Below are 21,346 nucleotides of genomic sequence, written 5' to 3'. Positions count from 1 at the left end.
CTCCATAGAGTACGGGTCCCGGCCCTAGCGTGGCCGTATGACTCAGGAGGATCCTGTCCAGGCTCCCTCGCCAGCTACCCGTCGCGCTCGTCTTCGTGTGAAGGCCAAGCGGTGGTGGGAGCGTCAGTCGATCGGTGTCAAAGGCCTCATCTTCTCTGTGATCGGCGGTGTCGCCGTCTTCGCCGTGACCAACGGACTGGTGCCGGGTGTGGCTGCCCTCATTCGGTTGCTTTCCGGCAGTGAACAACACGGTCTGATCATCACCGGCGAAGAGGCCGTAGCGAGCGACCGGGCCGGATGGGTTTTTGAAGGGAAGGCGTATGCCGACCTTGTGCCTGCGCCGATACAAGTCGAACGCCAGAACCTGGAGTCCTGGGCGCAAAAGAACGGGGGCACAGCAGTTTCGCAGAGTCTCTGGTTCACTCTTGGCGGAAGATCCGACAAGGCCGTGGACGTAACGAAACTCGTGCCGGAAGTGAGCTGCGATCCCAGCATCAAAGGAGTCCACGTCTATGACGCCCTGCACTTGTCCATTATTCCTTCCAACTCGACCATTCTGAAGGCCGACGGCAACCCTCCAGAGATTGAATTCCTAGACAAAAACGGCAAGAAAATCAAAGCTCCGAAGTATCAAGTGACGGACAAGGACAAGGAAGAGGTCGGCCTCTCTGTCCACGCCGGCTCGCACCGATGCGCGTGGAGTGTTGTCGTGGAATGGGCAGTGGGCGCGGAGGAAGGCCACACGACGCGGATCCCCGAGAAGGGCCACTACGTCGTCACGGGCAGCAATGCGGCCACCGAGCACTGGAAGACCGACGGCACGCTAACCCCCGACTTCTGATGCCATGGAGCGCCGTGCCCAGCTCGGCCTTTGACGTGCAGCCGCGACTGCACGTCAAAGGCCGAGCTGCGTCCCGGTCGATCCGGTTCAGCATCCGCCCATTCTGGGCCCTCATTACTGCCCTCCTCGGCCAAGGCCCACCCCTTCTTGCGCCGCGAAGCGATCAGACCCAATGGGCCAGGGCCGATTCCCGTGGCCTCGAGCTGCTGAAACAGTGCACGAACCGCCGACTGCTCAGCGCGCCAACTGAAGTGCTCAGTCACAACCGTCGGTCCGGGCTCGCTTCGTTTCCCGCGGTCATGCAGGGGACGGCGTGTCCGATGCCGCACGCGGGGCCGGCACCGTGCGTCGTGCCACCAGCAGGACAGCTCGAATCGGTACGCACCGCGGTCGAGTTCGACGTCCTCGACGTACGGTTCGCGCCTGCATCGGCGGGAACGGATGCTGTGACGCTCGGTCGCCTCCAGATGCATCCGCGCGAGGGCGGCGTGGTAGCGAGCGGGCAGGGTGCGCCGCTCCAGGCAGCCGCGGCACTGGAGCAGGTGAAGAGCGGAGCCCTCCTGGTCCCGCAGGAAGGAGTGGGCGCTGCTCTTGCCCTCGTAGGTGTTGCCGCTGGCGCACAACGGGCCGCGCACATAGCCGTGGTCGTGGCAGTGGTCCCACACCGACGCCCGCGTCTCCGCGCACATGCGGCACAGGTAGCCGTCGGCACGGGTGCTGCGCGTGCGGGCCGACGCGTAGAGCACCCCGTGCAGGTGACCGGTGTACTGCTGGAAGGTGGCGCCCGAGCACGGCGGGCACAGGGTGACGTAGCCGAGGGGGCTCGGTGTGCGCCAGGCCCCCGACCGTGGGCCCTGGGCCCGGCAGTGGCTGCAGATCCGGGCCCGGCCGACGAGTTCCTCTGTCACCTGTGGATCAGGGCGCCCAAGGCAGTCGTACGGCCTCGATCTCCGAGTCGTTGAGGAGGGCCTCGACGAGCGGGGCCGGGCCGGCGACCTTGGTGGCCCACAAGTCGTAGTCCGTGCACAGGACCCAGGACCGGTCGTGAGCCCAGAGGTTGGACGGGCTCCACGAGTCTTCTTCGGGGTGGTCGTATAGGGCCTTCGCGTCTGCGAGCTGGCCTGCCCGGACGTGCAGGTTGTCGAAGTCCTCTGCCCCGAGCACAAGCGGGGTGTAGTAGGCCAGGCAGCGGGTGTCCGCGCCCTGCGGGCTGTGCTCGATGAGGATCTCGACCAGCCGGTTCCAGTCGGAGCGGTCCAGGCTGCCCTCGGACGGACCCGAGATGCCGACCGGCCACCCGCCCGACTCGCGGAGCGAAGGGAAGGATGTGTGGTCGGGCAGACACCCCTCGGCGGCCACGGGATCGCCGGTCCGCCGGGCGAGCTCTGCCCAGCGCAGGCGGCGATAGCGTGGTCCAGGGTGCTCGCCCGTGGACTTGGCGAAGGGGTCCGAGGGATCGGTGAACACGTCCGCGGGGTCGAGACCCGGGATGATCTCGGGACTGGCGCTGTTCCTGTTCAGGAAGGCCCGCAGGTACTCGAAGTACGACATGTCGAAGGGCCCGAGTCCGTGTTCGTACATGGCATGGAGTACCCAGGCCGCGTCGGGCAGCGCCGGCGGCATGAACCCGGTGAGCCCGTCCTCGGCGGCCAGTTCCCTCAGCCAGTCAGTCTCCGCGGACGCGGCGAGCGGCCAGCGGGCGGTCGCCAGAGCGGCGGAGGTCTCGTACATCAGCTCAGGATATGAGCGCAGATGCGGTGCTGCTCAAGCGCCTGCCCGGTCTGGACGCGGCTGTCCTTCCGGCGTAGTCGTCACGGAAGAGCGGTCAGAACCAACTCTGATGCGCAGAACCGGTGCACTGCACGTCACAGCGGCATGCGGGGTACGCACTGTTTCGGAGGGCAGGACCAACGGACGGGATGGGCGCCGGGGCCGCCGGTGAGCCAGGAGCCGTCGCCCAGGGGTACCAGCTCGTATGGGTTGCTCACCTCGACGGTGAATTCGCCGCTGAGTGTGGCTGTGCGCACGTCCACCAGGTGGTAGCGGAACCACTCCTCCTCTTCCTGGCTTTCACCGCCCAGGGTGACGATGGCCGTGTCCTCGGTCAGGTAGCCGCCGCTCCATTCCACGAAGGACTCCTCCGGGTCGTACCCGAAGGCTTCGACGGGGAGGGTGAAGAGCACGTCCCCGTTGGGATGGTCGTGGAAGGCGACGTCCGCCTGCCCGTGGTCCACGGTCATGAACTGCTGCCCGGACGGAGCCAGGTCGATCAGGCAGCGGTCCGACCACGGGTACGTCACGAACTCCGGCTCGCTGTCTGCCCCGCCCGTACCGCGGAGAATGACGGAGCCGTCCTGGCCCTCACCGATGTCGAGGTAGACGCTGCCGTCCACGGGATGCACGTGGTGGAAGGCGCCGTGCCCGACCGTATCCAGCTCCCGTCGGGCGAGAACCATACCGCTATCGGCGTCGTGCACGACCCACTGGTCCCCGCCCCCGCGTCCCGCCATCGCGTCCGGCCGGTAGACCCACACCGTCCGACCGTCCAGAGACAGAGCACAGCCCGGCTGGTGGCCATGGCTTACGTCAGAATGCGGCTCGAAGGCCGAGGCCCACATGAGGTCGCCGGCACGCGTGAGGCAGACGATTTCGTTCAGCGTCGTGTACACGACCCGCTCCAGATCGTGCCGGACCACGGACGCTACGACCTCGTCGCCATCCCTCGGCTGGAAAACCGCTGCGGGCTCCAGCGTCCCGTAGACGCCAGCGCCCACGACGTAGGCGTGGATCCGCCCGTCGCGGAGACGCGTGATGACCTTCGGTGACGGCTCAGGAATCATCCGCTGAGGCTAACGCCCAGGTCAGGCTGCTCAAGCTCCGGGGTGGCGTGCGCCCGAGGGTAGGCGCGGGCCAGCTACAACGCTCAGGGGCCAACTACGACGCTAAAGGGCCAACTACAGCGCTCAGCTCCTGTGGGGCGTGAATTGCACGTCGCCTTGTACGGCCCCGCTGGCTAGAGCGCGGGGCCGAGGTCTCCATCGAGGAGCGTTTGTACGATCTGGGGCCGGTCCCAGAGGGCCAGGATCTCGTTGGCGATGCCCACGACGGGCAGGTGGTCCTGGTCCCGCACCTTGATGGCTGCCGCCTTCAGGGTGCGCGGGACGGCTCCGGCGTTCAGGAGGACGCGCCATTCCTGGGCGCCGAGTTCCAGGAACTCCAGTCCGGTGAGCCCAGCGACCTCCAGGGGGTCGGCCAGAGTGCCGGGCAAGGCTGTGAGAGTGCGCAGGCGGGGTAGTCCGGCGACAGGCGCGAGGCTGAGCGGTATGCCGTCCCAGGCGCCGATGGACAGGACTTCCAGGGCGGGATGGGCGGCGGCCTGGACGGTCTCAAGACAACCGGGGCCGACCCGGGCCACGGCCGGAAGTTTGTCTCCGCGGCGGTCACGGCGTTCCTCCCGCACCCGGCCCAGAACGAAATCGGTGAGGGATTCGGCCACGAGCTCGGCGCCGAGGCTCTGCTCGTGGTCGACCAGGATGACCTGTCCGAAGTGTCCGGCGGGGCCGGGGGTCAGGTCGACGGCGAATGTGTCGCCGCCGTTGCTCCCGAAACCGATCCAGCCCGGTGAGCCGGCCAGGCCCTGCACCGCGGCGTCGGGCGCAGTGCTGACCGCACGCGTCGCGCCGTGATCCCAGCCGGGGTGACGCACTGCCGCATCGACGGTGTAAAGGTGCTCCAGGCCGGAGAGCTCGCAGCCGACCACCTCGCCGGCGCGGTCCGCCTCCTCGAAATCGAAGCCGTCGCCCGAGTACACCCGTGTCACCCGGTACAGCACCTTGAGCTCATCGGACAGTGTGAGACCAAGGCGCGCTTCGGCGGCAGCGATCTCCTCCTCCGTCGCTCCGACGGCTCCGGGCAACCGCTCGCGCAGCGTCCGCTCCAGCAACTCCGGATCCGCCGATGGCGCCGGCACCGCCTCGGGCACCGGAGCGGGACGGCGGAGCCAGGGCTCGGGAAGGGAGCCATCGGCCAGGACGAGCACCCCCAGGTCCGGGTAGCCGATAGCCGGCTCCACGACCGGGCTCGGCCAGACCAGTCCGAGAGTGGTCCTTCCGTCCGGTTGGATCTCCGCTCTGAAGGCGATCTCCCGGACTCTGCCGCGCGCGAGTGCCCTCTGTATGTCCTCCACCGCGATACGCGTTGTCGACGACATAGATCCCCGATGGGCCAGGCTCCAGCCTGTTTGGCTGATGCGTCCTGCGACACGGGCCAACCGGCCAGCACGCCAATCCCTATCGCCGGTCAGCATGAGCCGCAGCACGGGCTCCCAGGTCGCGAAATCGGATACCGATGACAAGGGGGGTCTCTGATCAAACATGTGCAGACCGTACGCGGAGCCAATGACAATGGCAGCGCCCGGGCCGCCGCTTGCCGACAGGCCACCCACGACGCGAACACCGGCCAACTAGTAGTGCTTTGTTAGCCGGTCTTGTCACGTCGGGTGTCCGGTAGTTCTCTGGCTGTATGAGGGCTGGGGAGCTTGCGGCGGTGCGGGTTCGGCTGGAGGAGTTCGCTTCCGAGGTGTTCGCACCGTTGGTGCGGCAGGACTGGCTGGAGAAGGGTCAGTTGTATCTGCGGGGCCTGTTGCTGGACGGCCGGCGCAAGTCGATGCAGCCGATGGCCGAGCGTCTCGGGGTGGACCATCAGCGGTTGCAGCAGTTCATGACGTCCTCGACCTGGCCGGTCACCGCCGTGCGGACCCGGCTGGCCTGGCGGGCGGTGGCTGTGGTCCGCCCTGAGGTGTGGGTCGTGGACGACACCGGTTTCCCCAAGGACGGCAAGTCCTCGCCCGGGGTGGCCCGCCAGTACTCCGGCACGTTGGGCAAGGTCGGCAACTGCCAGATCGGTGTCAGCGTCCACGCCGCCTCGGACACGGCTAGCTGCCCGCTGTCCTGGCGGCTGTTCCTGCCCGCAAGCTGGGATGGACCCCAGGCCTCCGCACGCCGGACAGCCTGCCGGATCCCCGATGACGAGCACCACCGCCCGAAGTGGCAGCTCGCGCTGGACATGCTCGACGAACTCGACGGGATCGGTCTGCGGCCGGCCGTACTGGTCGCGGACACCGGCTACGGCGCGAACGCCGACTTCCGCCACGGCCTGGACGATCGTGGTCTGGCCTGGGTGCTGCAGGTCAAGGGCGAAATGACCGCCCACGGCCGGCACGCGGTGCCGCACCAGCCCGAATACGGCGGACTCGGGCCCCGAGCGCTGCCCCGTTACCGCACCCGCCCCGTCTCCTTACGCGAGCACGTGCTGGCCGCAGGCCGCGGCAGCGGCCGCACCCTGACCTGGCGCAGGGGCTCGAAAGCGGCCATGAGCTCGCACTTCGTGCTGCTCAGGGTTCGGCTTGCCGGCCGTCGTCCCAAGCCGGCCGCCGACGGCACGATCCCGCTGTCCTGGCTGATCGCGCAGTGGCCCGAGGGCGAGGCAGAACCGGTGAAGTACTGGATCTCGAACCTGCCCGCCGACATCCCCGCCAAGGATCTTGTCCGCCTGGCGAAAGCCCGGTGGCGGATCGAGCACGACTACCGCGAGCTGAAAACCGCTCTGGGCCTGGACCACTTCGAGGGCCGCTCGTTCACCGGCTGGCACCGGCACGTCACCCTCGTCACCGCCGCCCATCTGTTCCTCACCGAACAGCGGACCTGCCCAAAAGCCCCTGCCAGGGCCTGACTCTCTACCAGGCCCTGGACCTCCTCCAACACTCCATCGCCACCTGGACCGGCACCTGCCCCACCTGCCGACAAACCGTCCCATGGCAGTCCTACGACACCGCCTAACAAAGCACTACTAGGGCCTGTTCTGAGTTCAGATCACTGGTGGGTTGCTTCGGCTCCCGGGAGGCTTCCGGCTGCTGCAGGAACGATCTGTGACGCGTGGTGATGTGACTGATGCCGATGGGAGTTGATCGAGCCGCATCTGCCGTTGGGCGAACGTGGGCCGATCCCTGACCTGCCCAGCTACCTACTTTAATGCGGTGATGTGGAGGTTCCGTTCGGGGAGCCCCGGCGCGACGTTCCGCGCCGGTACGGATGCTGGTCGACGATCTACGACCGGTTCCGGGTTCGAGAGGATTGACCTTCACGGTTCGACATCGAGGCGGGGCGACGCCAGCTGGTTGAGGGGGACCCTGCCGTCCAGTACGTCCAACGGTGCGGTGATCACGGGCAGGCGCCGGACGATGTCGTCGTTCAGCAACTGCGTCTGCGCGCGAGCACCGCCGTTTGATCCCAGTAGATGCGCTCGCTCCGCACACGCGGGCCTCGGAAGTCCACGACGGCGATGACGGGTATACGGACCTGCTGCCCGGTGGGTGCCAATCCAGGCAGAACCCAGGGCACCTCGATGTCGTGGGTGAACGACACGATCATTTCGTCTACGAGGCTGTCGTCTCCCACCGTGCGGGATATCGAACGCACAGTGAAATCGTCCGGGTTCCGTCCAATGAACCAGCGTGCGTAGAAGTCCTTGACGCCGTCGTACCCACTACCGCCCATGGCGGTCGGCACATGGACGACGATGGGGTCGTCGTCCATCGTAGCCTCCACGTCCTGCGCCACGAACTCGCCGGCGGTGTGGGCTTCCCAGATACGCTCCATCGTTGCGCGATCAGCCATGCCCGCTCCTGACAGTAGGCGTCTCGGCTGCGCGGGTGTCTCGGGATAGCCATACGCCGCTGCCCATTGCGCCGCATCCCCTTCTTCTGGACGCGAGGAAGACACCGCAGATTCAGGATAGGCAGCTGTGGGTCCGCGCGCACTCTTAGGCGTTTACCGGGATCACGAGTCTGGACGTTCTGCTGCCCTGGCTGGATCCGGGGCGGTAGACAGGCGGGATGGCTCGGGGTGATCTCACGGACGACGAGTGGGCGGTGATTGAGCCGTTGCTGCCGCTGGGCGAGCGCGGTCCGATTCCTGACCTGCGGCGACTGGTGAACGGCGTGATGTGGCGCTTCCGTACGGGCAGTCCGTGGCGGGACATGCCCCGGCAATACGGGTCCTGGTCCACCGTCTACGGGCGGTTCCACCTGTGGGCCGGTGCGGGGGTCTTCCAGGCGCTGATGGAAGCGGTGATCGCTGAGGCGGCCGCCCGGGGGCAGGCGGAGCTCGGGCTGGTGAGCGTGGACTCCACGTCTGCCCGGGCTCACCACCACGCCGCTGGGATGATGCTGGACCCGGAACTGCTGGAGACGCTGGAGAACGCCGTGGCCGAGGAAAAGGGGCTTCTCCAAAGGGGCAAAACGCCTCGATAGTCGACCGGGACGAGGCGCCGCTGACAGCTGCGGCGAACTCTCCCGAGGCGGTCTCGTGGACGGTGTGTCCGGCGCGGAGTTCAGTGAGCCGGGTATGCGGGCGCCGCGACGCCATGTCCTTCACGTGCTCCGCGCTGAGCACCGTGCTCCGGCTGCCGCGCAGCCTGCCTGCCGAGGGGGGGCGGAGCCCCCGCACCGCAAAGGTGCGGGGGCTCCGTTGCGTGGAGCGCGGAGGCCGGCCGGGCGCGGGTCTTTGTCCTGCCCTGGCCGTCCGCCCGAACACCGACGGCCTCGACCACGTCGTCAACCGCTGAACGGCGCGCCTACCAAGGGGCGATTTGGGTGGATGCTGTTCGGTTCATCATGGGACCCGCAGACGCCGAAAGCCAGGGTCACCATCGTGTGCGGCCTTGGACTGGTAGGCGCGCGTGTTGAGGTGACGCGTATTCGTCAGCCGAAGCGTGTTCATGGCCTGGTGGAGTGACGGACAGTGAGTTCGGGAGTCTTGCTCTCTGCTGTTGACCTGGTTTTGCGACTGCGATCTTTCGCTTACTCCAGGTAGAGAGCTGCCAAGCGGGCAGTCGGCGAGTCATTTCGTCGTGGTCATCGAGTCGAAGTTCCAGGTGGGGTCCAGCTCTCGGTAGCGGATGGTGGGTGGGTTCGCGGGGAGCTGATCACTGGTCGCCGAGATGTGTGCGTTGGCGGGTTCGTGATCACCAGGGGACGACGCCGTCGTCCTCAAAGAACAAACCGGTCGGGCCGCCGTCGGGGAGGGTGGCGAGCCGGATCGCCGTGGTCGCGCCCTGTTCAGGAGTGCGGGGCCCTTGGAAGCCTGTGAAGTCGGTCGCGACCAGGCCCGGGCAGGCGGCGTTGATCAGGATGTTCGTACCGGCGAACTGCCGGGCGTACTGCACGGTGAGGGCGTTGAGGAACGACTTCGACGGCGCGTAGGCCGCCATGATCGGGCCGATCTCGATGTCCGGGTCCGACTGCCGGGTCAGGGAGCCGACGCTACTGGAGACGTTGACGATGCGTGGCGAGGCCGAGCGCCGCAGCAGTGGCAGCATCGCGTTGGTGACCCGGACGACACCCATGACGTTGGTATCCACGACGGTGCGGAGCACCTTCAGGTCGAGCGCGGTCGGGTCCTGCACCCACCCCGGGTCCATCTCGCCCGAGATACCGGCATTGTTGACCAGGGCGTCCAGGCGCCCGGCCAGCCGTTCGATCAGTTCCACAGCATCAGTGACGCTCTGGTCGTCGGTCACGTCCAGCGGTACCCCGAACGCGTCCACGCCGCCGGCGCGCAGCTTCCCGACGGCGGTTTCGCGTCGGGTGGCGTCGCGGGCTCCCACGCCCACGCGGTACCCGAGGCGGCCCAGGCCGGCCGCGATCTCGTACCCGATGCCCTTGTTCGCGCCGGTCACCAGCGCGATCATCGTTTCGCTCATGCTGATGATGTTGGCTCGCGGACGAGTGGCGCGGCCAACACCGATACGGTGTTCTGTCATACCTGCCAGGTATCACCGCGTATGCTGCGGCCGTGGACACCCTGGAGACCCGCGAGTTGAGGTACTTCGTGGCGGTCGCCGAGGAACTGCACTTCGGGCGCGCCGCCGAGCGCCTCGGCATGGCGCAGCCGCCGCTGTCGCGGGCGATCCAGCAGCTCGAACGGCGCCTTGGGGTCTGCCTGCTGCAGCGCAACCGCCGTGGGGTCCGCCTGACCGGTGCCGGAGAGGTGCTGTTGCACGAGGGCCGGGCGGCCCTCGACGCGACCGCTGCCGCTGCTCGCCGCACCCGGCGCGCCGGCGGTGCCGACAGCCCTGGAGGCTCCCGCGGTCGGCTGGTCCTTGCGGTGAAGGCCGCCGCGTCGCACGAACTGCTGCGGAAGCTTCTCGACGCCTACGCGGCCGAGCCCGGCAGTGCCGAGATCGAGGTGCTGCTGTGCGGTATGTGCGAGCAGGAGGAGTTGCTGCGCGACGGACGTGCTGATGTCGCGCTCATGCACGCGCCGTGGAACTCCCTCGCAGGGTTCGACAGCGAGGCACTGACGACCGAGGGACAGGTCGCCGTCCTGCCTGCCGGGCACCCGCTCGCCGCCCGCGAGACCTTGTCCCTGGCTGATGTCAGGAATGTCCCCGATCTGCCGCTCGCCCGCTGGCCCACCCACGGCACCTACGCACCCGGCCCGGGCCCGGAGATCCACAACCAGACGCAACTGGCTCAGTTGATCGCCCTCGGACGCACCGTGGCGGTCGTCCCCGACTCCGCCCGATCCTGGCTGTGGGCCGAGCACACGGCCGTCCCCTTGACCGACGCACCTCCCGTCGTGACCCACATCGCCTGGCCCGCGCACAGCCGCTCCCTCGCCCTGGCCGGCCTGGTCCGCACGGCCGCACGTCTATGACCAGGTCCTGCCCCCATCGGCCACCACCCGGGACAACTCAGACGCCACCAGGGCCGGTGGGACCCGGCCGTGAGACTGGTAGGCACAGCGGTACAGCGGTAGCGCTAAACCGGTGATCGGGGCAGGTCGTGGGCGGGGCTGGATGAGGCGACAACCCCGGGCAGAACTATGGCCAGCTTGCGGTGTCGCTGTAGGCGGGCACTGTCGGGAAACCCGGTGCCCACCCGGGCGTCCGCCGCCTATACAGGATCTCGGCGTTCGCCGACACCTACGACGGAAGGGTCTTCCAGGAGACGGTCCCCGCCCGGCTCGCCGTGTCTCGCTCAGCCGTCGGTCGGTGCAGACGGTGAGCCCCGGGGGAGGTGAGAGGGGGCCACACGGGAATTTTCGCGTGCGGCCCTCCTGAGACGAAGGCGGCTGATGCCTGGGCCGTGCACGGGGTCTAGGTCTGCCGGTTCCACGAGGCGCCCACGACCTGGAGCGGACTCTGGGGCGACCCGCCTGGTCGTGGGCCGCCATCCGGTGGCACCATCTGCGGGATGTCCCCTTCCCTTCAGGTCGGTCCGTACACCGTCATTGCGCTTGCCGACGGCGTGGGCCCCTTCTTCACCCCCAGGTCGGAGGCGTTCCCTGACGCCACTACGGAGCAGTGGGCGGCGGCCGACCGGCTTGATCCCGGCGCGCTCGACGCCGATGGGCGCTGGCGGCTCCAGTTCCGCGCGTTCGCGATCCGCAGCGACCAAGGCGTGACGCTGGTTGACGCGGGGATCGGTCCGGCCGACAGCCTGGCGGCCTCGTGGGCGCCCGTGCCCGGCGCACTCCCGGCCTCGTTGGCTGCTGCGGGTATCGAACCGTCCGAAGTGGACACGGTGGTGCTCACGCACCTCCACACCGACCACGTGGGCTGGGCCGTCGTCGGCGGCGAGCAGACTCGGCCGTTCTTCCCGAACGCCGCATACCTGTTGCAGCAGGCCGAACTCAACGCGCTCGAGGAGATCAACCCGCAGTTGCGGTCCACGGTGATCGACCCGCTCCAAAGGGCCGGTCAGCTACGGCTGCTCGACGGCGACACCCCGCTGCGTAGCGGCGAGCGCGTGTTCGCCACGCCCGGTCACACACCCGGACACCAGAGCGTGCTCGTCGCGTCGGGTCGCGAACTGGTCGCCGTCACCGGTGACCTGCTCGTGCACGCGATCCAGGTGCTCCACCCCGAACTCGCCTACGCTCACGAAATGGACCCTGGGCAGGCAAGGGCCTCAAGGGAGCAGGTGCTCCAGAGCTGGGCCGCCGACACTCTCTACCTCGCGACCCCGCACCTGACCGAGCCGTTCATCACCCGCTGACCCACCAGGCGGCCGAGGTGGCGGGGCGGAGCACGCCAGTTCTTCAGGTGGGAGATGCCGTGCCCGGCCCGGATACGCCGAGAGGTACACGGTGCGCGCTGCCGCTCGTAGAGCGTCGAGGGGCGTGGTCCGAGGGATCGGAACGCGTGCCGCAGGGTCGGCTGGTTCAGCGGGGGCGGCCGCTTCGGCCGCTGATAGAGGCGTGTTATGCGCTGGCCGTGGCTAGAGGGATGGTGCGGGTGGTCGCAGGCAGTCCGGGTGCCGGGCGGGCCGGGCGCGCGTACCGCAAACTTGCCATCGCAGTACTCGAGGGTGAGCTCGGGCTCCGCGCCGGGCAACGGCCACAGGTTGGTGAGTGCAGTTCGGAACGCGTTCGGCCGGTCGGGGGGCTCGCATTGCCAGTTTGTAGATCGTCGTTTGCTTCCCGGCCCTCCGGACTCGGGACGGGGCCGACCGACCATCGGACACGTGCGCCGAGGAACCGTCCGACCTGTGTAATCGTCGGTTACGGATGTGATTGAAGAGACGCCCACGCTGCATGCCGACCACCGTGAACTGATCTCCGACCTGTCCGGGATTGTCAGCGACTACCCCTACACAGATCCTGAATCGGCCCTCGCCGTCCTCGCCGACGACGCGGCGGAGGCGCTTGGCCGCGAGGCCACCCCGGAGGGCCGGTGGGAGCGGACCGGGTACACGATCCTCCTGAATGCCACCTGCTGGTACGTCTCCGCACGTATCTTCAGCAAGTCCTTGTTCGCGTCGTACACACGGGCCCTGGACGGGTTCCGTGCGCAGTTGGACCGGGCCTCGTGCACCTGCCCTGCCGGCGCTCACCCCGCGGATCTGGACTCCGAGTACCAGGTCGAGGCCGGGGTGAGCATGCTGACCGAGGCCGGCCGGGCCGCATTCGCTGAGGACTACGCTCTCGACCAGGAGGAACTGGCGGCGATCGACTGCGAGGGGTTTCTCGCGGACCTCGCCGATGAGGCCCTGGGCCGCTTGCACGAGGCGTACCAGGAGCTCTTCGGCGGCATTGACGTCTCCCATCTGGACGCGCAGTTCGTCCGGGACGACGGCCGCCTCGACGTCGTCGCCATGCAGGCGGCGATCCGCCGTAGCTGGGAGGACAACACTGGCCCGGTCGCCCTGTGGTCCGCCCGTCGCTGGCTCACCGGGCAGGTGCGGGACGAGGAGCGGATCGGCCTGTTCCTGTGCTTGTGGATGGGCATAGCTCAGACGTATGGGGGTCTGCCGCCTTCGTACGCGCGTGACCTGGCCGCCGCGCTTGCCACCATCGACCTGGACGTCTCTTGCGAGCATCCGCAGCACCCCTGGTCCACAGCCGATTCCACCGTGCAGTCCCGGTACCGCGCGGTGGTCCACCTGTACGCGCCGGACGATCACCCTGATACCCCTGTGCCCGCCGAGTTCTCGGACCGCGAGCTGTGGGAGTGCCCGGTGCAGTACGCCCAGTTGGCGTGGAAGGCGCTGGAAGACCTCAAGGGATGGCGCACCATGCGTGGCGGCGACGACGAGGACTGGGAGGACTGATCGGTACGGGGCTTGGAACGAGCTCCCCCTGGCGTAGAGGTGCCCGTCTTCTTTGATGCCGGCGTCGGGGCTGCCGGTCGCCACGAGATGACCGCCCGGCAGAGCCAGCAGATGGGTGATCGCTCCGCGGTGAGTCGAATGAGCCGCGCCGCTACTACACCGTGCCCAGCGCCGCCCCGACCGATCAGGCCGCCGCCCGCTGGCCCCACGTCGCCCCCCAAGCGGCAGCAGGCCCCCGGCCCACGAATGGCAACATTTCCAAGCCGCCGCGTCGCCGAGCAAGTGATCGCCGCCTTCCGCCCCGACGGTCCTGCCGCCCAGCGAGCAGACCCTGCGCCGCCTCGGCCGCACCAAGAAGCCGCGCGCCGCCTACGCCGCCCAGCTCCGAGCCCGCGCCTTCGGCAGCTCCGGCTAGATGCTGGCCGGCGTCGCCGTGTGCGGACGGCGAGCGCCAGGCGGTCGATACGGCGTCAGTTCTTGACGCCTTATTCGCAGCCCTCCACGAAATCCTTCTGCGCCTGGTTGGGGGTCGCCGTCGCCCACGCCGTGTCCACGTGACGCCCGATCTCATCGCTGCCGGAACCCACCGGGTACTTGGCTCCCAGAGAGTGGAGCACCTTGATCTTGCAGTTGACTACGGCGGCTCTGGGCTTGTCGGGAACGGTGGCCTGGCTCTTGATCTTTTGCGCGTACGCGCGGCCCACCGTGCGGGCGTTCTCCAAGAGCGCGTCCTCGGGGCTGTAGACCGGGGCGAGGGACATCTCACCAGTCACCCCGTCATGACATCCGGCGTCGTAGCCGCGCAGCGCCTCGATGGGGCTCTCGCCGACGGCCCGGGTCAACTTGTCGTAGGCGCGGTTCTGCTCGGCGACGGTCCCGCCGACCGGCTTCATGATGCCGTGCTCGATGGAGCTGGTCCAGCCGGAACTGCTGCGCCTCCTGACACAGCTCGAAGGACTCCTCGATGGCCGCCAGCTTGTCGCCCTTGAAGATGTCCAGGAGCTGGTCCTTGCCGTACTGCTAGCCCTCGGAGTACGGGGGCACGGCCTTACCGAGGCCCGACTTGGGCAAGGTGGTGCCGGTGGTGTCAGCACAGCCGGTCAGCAGGGCAAGAGCTGCGGCGGCGGGTATCAGGTGGCGGGTGTTCACAGGGCTCCTCAAGAGATTGGTGCTGGCCGGCGTCGCCGTGGACGGACGGCGACGGGGCGGCAGTGCCAGTCGGCTGGGTCAGTCGCTGCTGGCGTACGTCTTGATTTCCTGGACGTAGAACGTCGGCGCGGTCATGGAGCCGCCCAGGGTGGTCTGGTAGGTCGTGTCGAGGCCGACCTGGACCTTCGCCTCGAAGATGTCGCCCTTGACGACGCCGTTGAGCTTCCCGGAGGGGACCAGCTCGGTCAGGATGCTGTTGGTGTCACAGTCCGACAGGAACCCGTACTTGGGGTACTTCTTCTCCCCGCACGTGTTCGCCCGCACCGACGTGGTGCCGGTCGCCGAGTCGGCCTGGACGATCTCCCCGTATATGACGTAGCAGCTCATGATGGAGCCGACCGTGTTGCGCGTCATCTGCTTGAATTCGCGGTCGGAGACCTTCTTGTACTCGCCGCTCTCGGTGCAGGACGGCTTCGGCTTCGGCTTGTTGTGGTTGTCCGGGCAGGTGCTGCCCTTCTCGATGAGCGACAGTTCGACCTTCGTCACCGGGGAGATCGGGTCGTCGGTGCCCTTGGGAATGAAGCAGACGGTCATCCCTGACGGGTCGGCGGGCTTGGGCTGGTCGGAGAACACCGACACCCAGGAGATGTTCTCCTTCGCTATCCCGGCTGCTGTCAGCTTCTCGACGGCGCTCTCATAGGGGGAGTTCTTCAGGCCCAGCGCTATGGACATCACCTTGGGCGTCGGCGTCGGGCTGGGCTTGGGAGGGTCGGGCGTGATGGCCGACGACGGGCTGGCGCTCGTGCCCGGCGCCGCGTTGTCGGTCTTGTTGCCGCTGGCGAGGAGGTAACCGGCCGTGGCGGCGGTGAGGCCGACGACGACGGTGGTGGCGATGACCGGGATGAGCCAGGCCGGTCGCGTACGGGGCTCAGGCTGAGGGGCGGGCATGTACGGGGGCTGCGGTGGTATCGGCGGGGTGGTCACAGGATCGGTCCTTGTCTGAGGGTGTCGAGTCGGGAGCGGTCCGGCCCCGATTCGTGCGGGGCCGGGTCGTGGCTACTTCTTGCAGATGAACTGCTTGGTGGCCTTGTCGGCGTCGGCGGCGTAGGCGCGGAGGCTGGCCTCGGGGACGTTCGACATGAGCTCGGTCATCTTCTTGATGTCCTCTTCGGAGGTGGTCTCCTTGGGGGTGCCGCACTTGTTGCGGCGGGACACCATGTCGGCCTGGACCTCGGTCGCGGAACGGTCTTCCAGCATCTTCACCGCGAACCCATGCCGTTGCGGGTCGCGGATGCGAGGAGGGCGGCGGAGTACCGCTTCTCGTCGTCGGTCAGCCGCTCGACCTTGATGGCTCCGGTGTCGAGCTGGGCGGCGGGCTCCTGCTTGATCTCCTCGACGGCCTTGGGGGCGTTCGGGTTCTTCGTTTCGGAGCAGGCGGTGGCGGTCAGGGCCAGAGCGGCTATCGCGGCGAATGTGGCGGCGATGGTGCGGGTCTTCAAGGGCTTGTCTCTCTTTGGGTGCGGTCGGGCGCGAGTCTCGTTGATGCTCGTCCGGCGTCGTGGCCGGCATCGCCGCGGATAGGAGCAGGGCTGCCCGAGGTCAGAGGCTGGTGTCCTCGTAACGCGTCTTGCGGTCCAATGCGACGACCTCATTCCCCTTGTTGAAACGAACACGCTGGAACGTGGCGAAGCCCAGGGCGCGCAGAGCCTTGACCGCCTCCTGGACGTTGGCCGGGTCGAGGCCGGTGGCGGCGCGGATCAGCGACTGAGCCTCGTACATGCCGCCTCCTACCTGCGCCCAGTACTGGAGCGACTTCTTGGGGCCAATCGCGTCGAGCGGCAAGTCGGCTGCGGCAAGGGCGATCTCGGCGCGGGAGACGGTGCCGGTGCCGTCGGGCTTCAGATAGAAGGTGGCGCTGGTCATGGTGCTCCTCGTCATCGGCGGGCGCGGAGGTGGGCGTACGGCTTGAGGAACAGCCGTACGCGGACACCGCGCGGGGTGATGGTGATCTTCGGGGCGAACTTCGGCAGGAGCCGGTACGAGATACGCATGGTGGGGGCCTTTCAGGCTGGGTGCAGCCCGTGGCGGGGCGGGCATGTGGGTGGTGCGCCCGCCGGTCCCTACCTTGGGTAACGGCTGGTGGATGCTAACGAGGTATTGGCGACACCTGAAGGGCCGTCTCACGCCCTGGGAGGGGTTGGCCGGCGGCGCCGAGGATCTCCGGGCGGCCGCATCAACGCCCGCCCGGCAGGCCGTCAGAAGCTCGTGATCTCCGCGTTCTCGACGGCCATGGCCAGGGCTTCGAAGTGCGCGTCCTGGTCGTCGCGCAGGCCGGACCCATCCAGGGCGCGGGAGAGCTGCTGGACGTCCTCGCCGAAGGTGTCCCGGTCGCCCTCGATGAAGGTGACGGCGGCAAGGAGCAGGCCCTTGATGCGGTTTGTCGCCGACTCCGCCGACGAGCGCGGCCAGGAGGGTCGAGGCGACTTCCATCTTGGCCTCGGTTATGTCGGTGTCACGGTGGCGCGACGGCGCGGGAGAACCCACCAAGGCCCAGGCCGCTCTTCTGCACAAGACGTTCGGCGCACCGCCCGAGCCCCCCCAAGGAGTCAACGCCTCCGCCGCTGTGGACCCCCGAGGAGCTACGCGAGTCCATGGAGCAGGAGAAGCGGAGCCCCCTCAAGGTCTGCCTGCGGCTCTACAAGACGGCCGGGATCGAGGTGTCCGAACGCCAGGTAGCCCGCTGGCGCAACGGCGAACGCACGCCGACCGACATCGAGAACGCCTCCCTCCACAAGGTCTTCGAACTCCGGTGAGGCGGCGGCTGTTCCACCCGAGGACCGTGCATGGCCTGCCCGTGGCCGTGCACCCGCTCCAGTACCCCCAGGACGCCGTCCACGGCCCGTGTGATCAAACGCAAGGCACCAGGGCCAGTCGTAGCGCGAGTCAGGCCACCGCTTGGAGCGGCACCCGAACATCCTCACAGCCCTAGCGGAGGTCCACCGGCTCGACTGGGGTCCCTCCGGCAGCCCAGGCCGCTGCTGGTCACCCACGCCGGGCTCGTCGCCCAGCTCGGCCGCCACATCGGCCACACCGTCCTCGGCAGGGTCGAGCAGACCGGCGGGCTCACCACCGGCTGGGTGCTGAGCCCGCTGTGCGAAGCACCGCACCGGGCCAACTGCGGCTGACGGGCAATCCGCGGCGGCGCCGGCCGATCCCTGCGCACGGTCGAGGCCGCCGCCAGCGGCGGCCTGCCTGGCCCGGTGGGCAGGCTGTGGAATTGGCCCTATCGACGCGCTCGCGGGGAGCCGGTAGGCCGCCGCCACCGGCTCCACCCCCAAGGCCGCCGACCACCACCTGCCGGCTCCCTGGCCTGCCCGCACACGCGAAGACGCCCTCCCGCTCGTCGAGCGGGAGGGCGTCTCTCAGCGACTCAGAGGGCGTCGACCAGGTCAGCGCCCATCGTCAGGATCGTCGCGCGCTCCAGGTGCGCGCAGTGACGCTCCAGCAGCGCACTCTTCACACCCTGGCCCACCAGCTCGGCGCGCAGGCAAGATCAGGGTAGGTATTTTCCCAGGTCACAGCTTTGCGAACTGGCAGACCGTCGTTCTGCCGTCCGCCCGGCTGGGGAGCTTTCCGGCTGGCAGCTTGACGCTCACGACCATGTCGTAGCGGGGCGGGACGATCGGCGTATAGAAGGTGATCTTGCCAGTGTCGGGCTCCGGGTCGCCCTGCCGGAAGTCCTCGTTCTTCGACAGGTCGTCCCGGTAGCTGGCCGTGCACACCAGCGCGACGGTGTCCCGCGTGCCGTTGGTGATGCCCAGTGAGCACTGGCGCGGCCAGTCGATCATGTCGCCCTCGTATTCCTGCCCGCAGAACAGGTTGGCGTGGAACTCCCCCGGCTGCGGATTCGGCTCGAACAGGATCGATGTCTTCGCGCGGCCCTTCTCCACGGCGAGCATGGCGTCCTTGGGTGTGCTGGCCGGATAGCCGCTCTGTACCGCAGTTGTCGAGGGTGAGGGAGCGGGCGCGAGGGGAAAAGTCGTCGGCGTCTGGGATGGAGTCGGCGTCGGGCTGGGCGTCGTATTGGGCTTCGGATCGGGGGTGTACGGCGACACGTACCCCGGGTCGTTGCTGTTCGACCTGTCGTACGTCGCGGAAGCGGTCGGCTCCGCGAGGGCGGTGTCCACGTCGCCGTCGCTGGCCTGGCCGTACACCGCCCAGACCAACACACCCACCGTCGCGAGAGCCGCCAGCGCGAATCTCCTCAGGGAAGGCGCAGGGTGTCCGTTGCCGCCTGCGGGCTTCGGGGCTCGGCTCGGCTTGGGGACGGCGCCCGGCGCCCATGCTGTCGGGACGGGCGGGTTGGGATCACGCCAGCTACTGATGGGCGGATAGGGGTTGGGCCACGGGTCGGCAGGGCGGTAGGGATCGCCGACTCCGCCGCTTCCCGGACCGGTCCGCTGCGCGGATGGCGGGGCCGGCTGGTGCTCGGGCGGGACGACTACAGCGGACGGGGCCGGGACGTCGCGTGTCAGGTCGCAGGGCGGGGCGAGGATGTCCCACCGCGACAGGGGCGGGAATAGCTCGTAGTCCGGTGCGTCGAACTTGGCGATCCGCGTGAACTCCATGGTGGGGAACACGGTGGTGCCCTGCGGCCCGTACATGCCCGCGACCGTGTCCGCGAGGTCGGCGGCGAGCGGGCGGTCTTCCGGGTCCATCTGGAGCGCTGCGTGGACTTGTTCGGCCAGCCGGTCGGGGATGTCTTCCAGCGTGTACTCGTCGCCGCGTTCCATACGGAATTCGATGCCGGTCGGCGGCCCGTAGGGGTGCTTCCCGGAGGCGGCGTACGCGACGAGGACGCCCCAGGCGTACACGTCGGACGCGGTGGTCGTCACGCCTGTGCGGAGCTGTTCGGGTGCCATCCAGCCCTTCGTGCCGGTGGTGACGCGGGTGGCGGTGACGGCGGTTGCGTCCAGCAGGTGGGCGATGCCGAAGTCCACGACGCGCGGGCCGTCGGCGGCCAGGATCACGTTCGGCGGCTTCAGGTCCCGGTGGGCGATGCCCGCCGCATGGATGCAGGCCAGGGCGTGGGCGGTTGCTGCGGCGAACGTGAGGAGGTTCCCGGGCGTGAGTTTGCCGTGGTCGCGTATGTGCTCGTGAAGGGTGTTGCCCGGTACGTACGGGGTGGCGAGCCACGGGCGTTCGGCTTCGGGGTCTGCATCGATCAGCGGGACGAGGTAGGGGCCGGTGACCTTGCGCAGGGCGGCGGCCTCACGTGCGAACCGCTTTCGGTGATCGCGGTCCCCGGCGTGATCCTCGTGAAGGACCTTGACCGCGAGGGGCTGGCCGCTGTCCCGGTGGTACGCGTAGTAGACGGTTCCCATGCCACCCGCGCCGATGCGCTGCAACGGTCGGTAGGGGCCTATCCGGTCGGGGAGTGAGGACACGTGAGGACTTTCTCGGAAATGAGGTCGGCGGGACGACGAATTGTCGGCAGAACCGTTGATCGGATTGTGGCGGATGCTCTGCCCCTCCCGGCACGGGCGCCCGAAGGGTGGACGCCAACGCTGGGATCAGGTCAGGCCGCCTCTGTCTCGGCGGGCTCCTCCGGCTCGATCCGGGACACCAGCGCGCCACTGGTGAGGATGTATCGGCCGTTTCCGACGACGGCCTTCAGGACCCTGCCCTCGCCGCTCTTGCGGGTCTCGGGGTGCTCTGTGTCGCGGATCTGCCGGGACCGCTCCACCTCTGCGTTCACGGTCTTCTCGCCCAGCAGGGCCGCCCGCTCCTCGCGCAGTCGCGCGCCCAGTTCTGCGCCGAAGCCGTACAGGAACTCGCGCCGGTAGACGGCGTTCAGCCGCCAGAACTCCTTGTCCTCGGGCATCGAGCCCCGGAGCTTCGCCCGGTACTCGATGCTGGCCGCGCTCAGCGCGAATTCGGCCTGCATGACGAGCGCGGGCAGCAGTACCTCCAGCGCCACCACCGACTCGGCCGGGGCCCAGATGAGGATGTCGAGGTAGTTGATCGCCGACTCCCGCTCGTTGTGACGGGCCGGGACAGGATCGAGCCGCCGTAAGCGGTCACCACGGCCTCGACCATCGCCCGGCGCGAGGTCGCCAGATTGTCGGAATTCGAAACCCGCAGCAGCAGCCGCTCCACCTGCTCCTCGCCCGTGGCGAGCTGATGCATGGCCAGCGTCTGTGCCGCCTCCACATGGGCGGCCGTGACCTTCTCCCCGCCCTCTATCGCCTGGGCCATGAGCGCCCGCAGCGGTGCCAGCAGCTCCTCCCCGGGCTCGCCGTTCGCCAGCAGCAGCTCCTCGAAGCCGTCTTCGGGCTCCCCCTCCGGCTCGGGCTCATCGCCGTGGCTCTCCTCCGCAGCCGGCGTCGCCGTCAACTCGATCTCGGGCTCCGGCTCGGGGTCCGTCTCGAAGAGGGAGCCCTGCGCGTCCCCCTGCTTCTCGGGCTCCGGCTCGGGTGCGGACGTGGCCTCGCTCTGCGCCTTGAGGAACGCGCGCTCGCAGCGGGAGCACACCTTCGGCTGGTGAGTGGCGAGGTGGGCGGGGGACGGGATCTTGGAGCCCTTGGCCGGGCACCAGTTGGTCTCGGTCTCGGGCCGGTAGATGTGCAGGCGGCTCGCCGCGTTCTCCCGGCCCACGCGGTAGACGAGGCCGTCGGGCAGTTCGGTGATGGCGCTCATGGGGGCTCCCTGGTCTGGAAACGACCCGGCACTGCGCGTACGCC

The 21,346-nt window shown here is 68.5% G+C and carries 22 protein-coding genes; 7 read left to right on the top strand and 15 right to left on the bottom strand.

Features of this window, described 5'->3' with window-relative positions:
* Positions 1 to 37 precede the first annotated feature (37 nt).
* Positions 38 to 841, top strand: a complete 804-nt coding sequence (locus OG472_RS02880) for a hypothetical protein (protein WP_405940832.1) — start codon at positions 38 to 40, stop codon at positions 839 to 841.
* Here the strand turns inward: OG472_RS02880 and OG472_RS02875 are convergent.
* From OG472_RS02875 to OG472_RS02860, 4 genes are all read right to left on the bottom strand, one after another.
* Positions 769 to 1,749: an endonuclease domain-containing protein gene (locus OG472_RS02875; protein ID WP_405940831.1), complete on the bottom strand. Its 981-nt coding sequence runs from the start codon at positions 1,747 to 1,749 to the stop codon at positions 769 to 771. The two genes, OG472_RS02880 and OG472_RS02875, sit on opposite strands and share 73 nt — an antisense overlap.
* A 7-nt stretch (positions 1,750 to 1,756) precedes the next feature.
* Positions 1,757 to 2,572 carry a hypothetical protein gene (locus OG472_RS02870; protein WP_405940830.1) on the bottom strand — a complete coding sequence of 272 codons (816 nt, stop codon included), beginning with the start codon at positions 2,570 to 2,572 and terminating at the stop codon, positions 1,757 to 1,759.
* A 134-nt stretch (positions 2,573 to 2,706) separates the two neighbouring features.
* Complete coding sequence (locus tag OG472_RS02865; RefSeq protein ID WP_405940829.1) at positions 2,707 to 3,681, bottom strand: hypothetical protein; 975 nt, start codon at positions 3,679 to 3,681, stop codon at positions 2,707 to 2,709.
* A gap of 173 nt (positions 3,682 to 3,854) precedes the next feature.
* Positions 3,855 to 4,913, bottom strand: coding sequence for an SMI1/KNR4 family protein (locus OG472_RS02860; RefSeq protein ID WP_405940828.1), 1,059 nt, complete (start codon positions 4,911 to 4,913; stop codon positions 3,855 to 3,857).
* A gap of 449 nt (positions 4,914 to 5,362) precedes the next feature.
* Here OG472_RS02860 and OG472_RS02855 point away from each other — a divergent pair, with 449 nt between their 5' ends.
* On the top strand, positions 5,363 to 6,571 hold the full coding sequence (locus OG472_RS02855; protein ID WP_405940827.1) for an IS701 family transposase: 1,209 nt from the start codon (positions 5,363 to 5,365) through the stop codon (positions 6,569 to 6,571).
* Positions 6,572 to 7,089: 518 nt separating this feature from the next.
* On the opposite strand, the gene OG472_RS02850 is transcribed toward OG472_RS02855, so the two are convergent.
* A complete protein-coding gene (locus OG472_RS02850) occupies positions 7,090 to 7,515 on the bottom strand; it encodes a nuclear transport factor 2 family protein (protein ID WP_405940826.1) in 426 nt (141 codons plus the stop codon).
* 218 nt (positions 7,516 to 7,733) lie between these two features.
* Between OG472_RS02850 and OG472_RS02845 the strand changes: the two genes are divergently transcribed.
* Positions 7,734 to 8,150 (top strand): IS5 family transposase, encoded by a 417-nt coding sequence (locus OG472_RS02845; RefSeq protein WP_405940825.1) that lies wholly within the window; start codon positions 7,734 to 7,736, stop codon positions 8,148 to 8,150.
* A gap of 713 nt (positions 8,151 to 8,863) precedes the next feature.
* Here OG472_RS02845 and OG472_RS02840 read toward each other — a convergent pair.
* On the bottom strand, positions 8,864 to 9,601 hold the full coding sequence (locus tag OG472_RS02840; RefSeq protein WP_405940824.1) for an SDR family oxidoreductase: 738 nt from the start codon (positions 9,599 to 9,601) through the stop codon (positions 8,864 to 8,866).
* A 92-nt stretch (positions 9,602 to 9,693) separates the two neighbouring features.
* Between OG472_RS02840 and OG472_RS02835 the strand changes: the two genes are divergently transcribed.
* The 3 genes from OG472_RS02835 (at position 9,694) to OG472_RS02825 (ending at position 13,454) form a co-directional block, all read left to right on the top strand.
* Positions 9,694 to 10,557 (top strand): LysR family transcriptional regulator, encoded by an 864-nt coding sequence (locus OG472_RS02835; protein WP_405827495.1) that lies wholly within the window; start codon positions 9,694 to 9,696, stop codon positions 10,555 to 10,557.
* A 539-nt stretch (positions 10,558 to 11,096) separates the two neighbouring features.
* The gene (locus OG472_RS02830; protein WP_405827493.1) at positions 11,097 to 11,900 is read left to right on the top strand and encodes an MBL fold metallo-hydrolase; all 804 of its coding nucleotides are present in this window, start codon (positions 11,097 to 11,099) and stop codon (positions 11,898 to 11,900) included.
* Positions 11,901 to 12,413: 513 nt separating this feature from the next.
* Entirely contained in the window at positions 12,414 to 13,454 is a 1,041-nt protein-coding gene (locus OG472_RS02825) for a hypothetical protein (protein WP_405940823.1), read from the top strand.
* 485 nt (positions 13,455 to 13,939) lie between these two features.
* Here the strand turns inward: OG472_RS02825 and OG472_RS02820 are convergent, their stop codons facing one another.
* From OG472_RS02820 to OG472_RS02795, 6 genes are all read right to left on the bottom strand, one after another.
* Positions 13,940 to 14,347: a hypothetical protein gene (locus OG472_RS02820; protein WP_405940822.1), complete on the bottom strand. Its 408-nt coding sequence runs from the start codon at positions 14,345 to 14,347 to the stop codon at positions 13,940 to 13,942.
* A 127-nt stretch (positions 14,348 to 14,474) separates the two neighbouring features.
* Positions 14,475 to 14,603 (bottom strand): hypothetical protein, encoded by a 129-nt coding sequence (locus tag OG472_RS02815; protein ID WP_405940821.1) that lies wholly within the window; start codon positions 14,601 to 14,603, stop codon positions 14,475 to 14,477.
* Positions 14,604 to 14,681: 78 nt separating this feature from the next.
* Positions 14,682 to 15,551: a hypothetical protein gene (locus OG472_RS02810; protein WP_405827485.1), complete on the bottom strand. Its 870-nt coding sequence runs from the start codon at positions 15,549 to 15,551 to the stop codon at positions 14,682 to 14,684.
* A 108-nt stretch (positions 15,552 to 15,659) separates the two neighbouring features.
* Positions 15,660 to 15,866, bottom strand: a complete 207-nt coding sequence (locus OG472_RS02805) for a hypothetical protein (RefSeq protein WP_405940820.1) — start codon at positions 15,864 to 15,866, stop codon at positions 15,660 to 15,662.
* Positions 15,863 to 16,102: a hypothetical protein gene (locus OG472_RS02800; protein ID WP_405940819.1), complete on the bottom strand. Its 240-nt coding sequence runs from the start codon at positions 16,100 to 16,102 to the stop codon at positions 15,863 to 15,865. Before OG472_RS02800 ends, OG472_RS02805 begins: the two co-directional genes overlap by 4 nt.
* Positions 16,103 to 16,202: 100 nt before the next feature.
* Positions 16,203 to 16,526, bottom strand: coding sequence for a hypothetical protein (locus OG472_RS02795; protein ID WP_401614237.1), 324 nt, complete (start codon positions 16,524 to 16,526; stop codon positions 16,203 to 16,205).
* 728 nt (positions 16,527 to 17,254) lie between these two features.
* On the opposite strand from OG472_RS02795, the gene OG472_RS02790 reads away from it, so the two are divergent.
* Positions 17,255 to 17,416 (top strand): hypothetical protein, encoded by a 162-nt coding sequence (locus OG472_RS02790; protein WP_405940818.1) that lies wholly within the window; start codon positions 17,255 to 17,257, stop codon positions 17,414 to 17,416.
* A 762-nt stretch (positions 17,417 to 18,178) separates the two neighbouring features.
* On the opposite strand, the gene OG472_RS02785 is transcribed toward OG472_RS02790, so the two are convergent.
* The 3 genes from OG472_RS02785 to OG472_RS02775 form a co-directional block, all read right to left on the bottom strand.
* Positions 18,179 to 20,050 carry a serine/threonine protein kinase gene (locus OG472_RS02785; protein ID WP_405940817.1) on the bottom strand — a complete coding sequence of 624 codons (1,872 nt, stop codon included), beginning with the start codon at positions 20,048 to 20,050 and terminating at the stop codon, positions 18,179 to 18,181.
* Positions 20,051 to 20,181: 131 nt separating this feature from the next.
* Positions 20,182 to 20,583, bottom strand: coding sequence for a hypothetical protein (locus tag OG472_RS02780; protein WP_405940816.1), 402 nt, complete (start codon positions 20,581 to 20,583; stop codon positions 20,182 to 20,184).
* Positions 20,529 to 21,302 carry a hypothetical protein gene (locus tag OG472_RS02775; RefSeq protein ID WP_405940815.1) on the bottom strand — a complete coding sequence of 258 codons (774 nt, stop codon included), beginning with the start codon at positions 21,300 to 21,302 and terminating at the stop codon, positions 20,529 to 20,531. Before OG472_RS02775 ends, OG472_RS02780 begins: the two co-directional genes overlap by 55 nt.
* Positions 21,303 to 21,346 lie beyond the last annotated feature (44 nt).

This window comes from Streptomyces sp. NBC_00207 (assembly GCF_045160965.1).
GTDB lineage: Bacteria > Actinomycetota > Actinomycetes > Streptomycetales > Streptomycetaceae > Streptomyces.
Note: the sequence above shows the minus strand (reverse complement) of the source record. Positions and strands in the feature narration are given on the sequence as shown.